Source organism: Haloferax sp. s1, from assembly GCF_058382125.1.
The window spans coordinates 1-3157 of record NZ_JBZRPK010000326.1; the positions used below are offsets into that span (position 1 = coordinate 1).

Here is a 3157-nt window from a genome sequence, read left to right on the forward strand (position 1 = left end):
GATGCGCGGCGGGGGCGCAGCCCTTCTCACCGACGTGGCCGACGCCCTAAATGAGGGTGGCGGCCCCGCCTACGAGATTCCGGCCGGCACCCCCGATGCGATGGACCTCATCCGCGGGGTGTGGGCGTCCTTCTCGGACAGCGAGGCTATCGTCGGGGCGGGCACCGTCATCGATGCGCCGACCGCCAACGCGGCCATCCAGGCCGGTGCCGAGTTCGTCGTCGGCCCGAACTTCGACGAGGGCGTCATCGAGACGTGCAACCGCTACGGCACGCTCGTCGCGCCGGGAATCATGACGCCGACCGAGGCCACCGACGCCTACGCCGCGGGCGCGGACTTCGTGAAGGTCTTCCCGGCGTCCTCTCTCGGACCGGGGCACCTCAAGAGTATGAAAGGCCCACTCCCGCAGATTCCGATGATGCCGACCGGCGGCGTCGGTCTCGACAACGCCGCGGACTACATCGAAGCGGGTGCGGTCGTCATCGGCGCGGGCGGTGCGCTCATGGACGACGAAGCCATCGCAAACGGTGAGTTCGAAACCATCACCGAGACGGCCCGCGAGTTCTCGCAGATTATCGACGACGCTCGGGACAACTAACGACCGCGGGGCCGACTCCGCTCGTTACCGAATCGACCGCACGCGTTCTTCGAATTTCTCGGGAACCGTCTCCGCGAGCGTCTCAGGGTCCGAATCCCCGTTCGCCGCGACGAGATACGCCGCACCGTCGTCGTCGCCGTAAGCGTGCTGGAAGTCGTAGACGAACCCCCAGCAGTTGGTGGATTCGGGGACCTCCGGACTCTCGGTGAGGAATTCGACCTGGCGGACGACGGCGTACTCGACCAGTCGGTTGACCGCCTCGCCGGTCGGCGTTTCTTCGTCGAATAGCCCCACCTCGCGCGCTTCTTCGACCAATGGAACGAGTCGTGAGACAGCCGCTTCGACGGACTCCGGCACGTCTTTCACGCCGTCGCCAACCACGGCCTCGTAGGCGGCCGTGACCGCTCCACAGCCCGTGTGACCGAGGACGACAATATCGGACGTTTCGAGCGCCGAGACGGCGTATCCGACGGCGTCGTTGACGACGAGCTTTCCGTCGATTTCGGTCCACGCTTGGTTCCCCACGTTCACTGAAGTGAAGAGGTCGCCCGCTTCGTCGGCGTTCCAGACCGCTTCGGCCGGGACGCGCGCATCTGAACAGCTCACCGAGACGGCCGGTGGCGACTGCGAATCTCGGACGCCCTCGAAGTGGTCGTCTGCGAGGCTGTCGACGTGGTGCTCGTTTCCGGACAGGAGTGTCCCCAGTACCGTTCGAGTCATCGGTTTACGATGGGTTCGCGAGTCTATATAATTCCCTGCTCGTTACGATTTTGACCGCAGGGGTGCAGGATGGGGACATTCGGTATCCGCCTTCTTCGCTACTAGTCTGACGGTTACGCCGCCGAATTGCGGGTAGTTCTCGTCTAGCGGCCGTCGCGGTCAGCCGTGTTCTCGTCGGTCTCGACTATCTCTTCGTCATCCTCGGATGACTTCTCGTCGTCGTTGGATTCGCCCTTGTCATCGACTGACGGCTCATCCCCGGTAGCCCCGTCCGCAGCGTCTGTGGTGATGGATTCGCCCCAGATGAAGGGGTCCTCGTCTACCACTTCGTCATCTTCGCTGTCGTCGACTTCGTCATCTTCGCTGTCGTCGACTTCGTCATCTTCGCTGTCGTCGACTTCGTCATCTTCGCTGTCCTCCACGCTGCCATCGTCGGTACCTTTGCCGTCATCAACGCCGGTACCCTCGTCGCCGCTACCTTCGTCTTCACTCGCTTCACCCCCGCTGTCGCGGTCTGGTTCCGCCTCCTCGACGAACTCGGGCGAGCTTCCACTCACGTCGTTGCCCGCGTCGCCTGCGACAACCTCGCTTTCCTCGCGCTCCGGTTCGGCGACTTCGATACCGAGTGTTTCCTGCCGCGACTGTTGTCGTCCTTCACGACGCGCGGCGAGCGACGCTCGAAGTCGGTCGTTCAGCGCCTCGCGGAGTTCGCTGGCCGCCGTCGCTTCGATATCGACGGCCTTCGCGTCGCCGCCGACGAGCGAGAGGCTTCCGGCGGTGTCTGCCGTCACCGTCGAGACGCGCCAGCGACGCTGGAAGATGGTCCGCGTCTCGATGACCGTCTGCACCCGGTAGTACGGAACGAAGCGAATCTCGCGCTTCCAGAACCCGTTTCGGGTCACGAAGTGGTCGTCTTCGAGCGCGTAGCCGCGGTGCCGCCACTGGTAGAGTCCAGCCACGATAGCGGCGGGGAGAAGCACCAGCGGGAGGTACCACGGAACCCGCCGGGGGGGGGGGGGGGTCGCCCCGGCGGGCGCCCGGGGGGCCGCCCCCGGCGCGCGGGGGGACCCGGGGGGGGGGGGGCCGCGGGCGTTTGGCCGGTGAGGTCCCCCGTGGCGGGCATTGCCGTCGGCTCCCCAGCCCGGCGGGAAGGCGCCCCCGCCGATCCCGCAACCGGTGGGTTCGACCACGGTGAGCGCCGCTGCGGTGGCGATGGCGGCGTCCACTGCGTTGCCGCCCTGAGCGAGAATGTCACGGCCAACCTGGCTGGCTTGTGGTTGGGACGCGGCGACCATTCCGTGTTTGGCATAGGTAGCGCTGCGCTGGGAAGTGTAGGGCGTTGCCTGGGAAAAGGGCGTCAACATGCCGTCTCCGATCGATTGTTATGTTATAAATCGTTTTGAATGAAAAAATCGATTTTGTTGAGATGACTATGGCGCGCAATTTAATTAACGTCAATATGGGATTTTGGCAAAGGGCTTACTGCACTGAGGCAAATCCTTGCTCGCCGAACGGAAACACATATCGCCAGCCATTACCTTTGAACTTGATAAGAGAACCACGCCATGACCGCATCGCCATCGACTAGTCGCGACATGGCCTCGAGCCGAATCTTCGAGACACTCAAGCAGGACTTGATTCGCGGACGTTTCGCGGCGGGTGAGAAGCTCGCCATCAGCGCCCTCAAGGACCATTACCGAGTGGGGCTCAGCCCGCCGCGTGAGGCTCTCAACCGACTTGCGGGCTACGGCCTGCTCGAGCCGGGCAACCAGCGGGGGTTTCGAGGCCCAGCAATGGAGGCTGGGGAGCTAGATGACCTCTCGGGGCGCGGCCGCCAGC

At 64.4% G+C, this 3157-nt stretch carries 4 protein-coding genes; 2 read left to right on the forward strand and 2 right to left on the reverse strand.

What is annotated here, in order from left to right:
• Position 1 precedes the first annotated feature (1 nt).
• Positions 2-598 (forward strand): bifunctional 4-hydroxy-2-oxoglutarate aldolase/2-dehydro-3-deoxy-phosphogluconate aldolase, encoded by a 597-nt coding sequence (locus tag QT222_RS03710; RefSeq protein ID WP_491476348.1) that lies wholly within the window; start codon positions 2-4, stop codon positions 596-598.
• Between the two features lie 24 nt (positions 599-622).
• On the opposite strand, the gene QT222_RS03715 is transcribed toward QT222_RS03710, so the two are convergent.
• Both QT222_RS03715 and QT222_RS03720 read right to left on the reverse strand, forming a co-directional pair.
• Positions 623-1318 carry a carbonic anhydrase gene (locus QT222_RS03715; RefSeq protein WP_004572722.1) on the reverse strand — a complete coding sequence of 232 codons (696 nt, stop codon included), beginning with the start codon at positions 1316-1318 and terminating at the stop codon, positions 623-625.
• 143 nt (positions 1319-1461) lie between these two features.
• Complete coding sequence (locus QT222_RS03720; protein WP_491476349.1) at positions 1462-2682, reverse strand: PH domain-containing protein; 1221 nt, start codon at positions 2680-2682, stop codon at positions 1462-1464.
• 231 nt (positions 2683-2913) lie between these two features.
• Here QT222_RS03720 and QT222_RS03725 point away from each other — a divergent pair.
• The coding region (locus QT222_RS03725) for a GntR family transcriptional regulator (protein WP_491476350.1) at positions 2914-3157 on the forward strand (244 nt) is incomplete at its 3' end.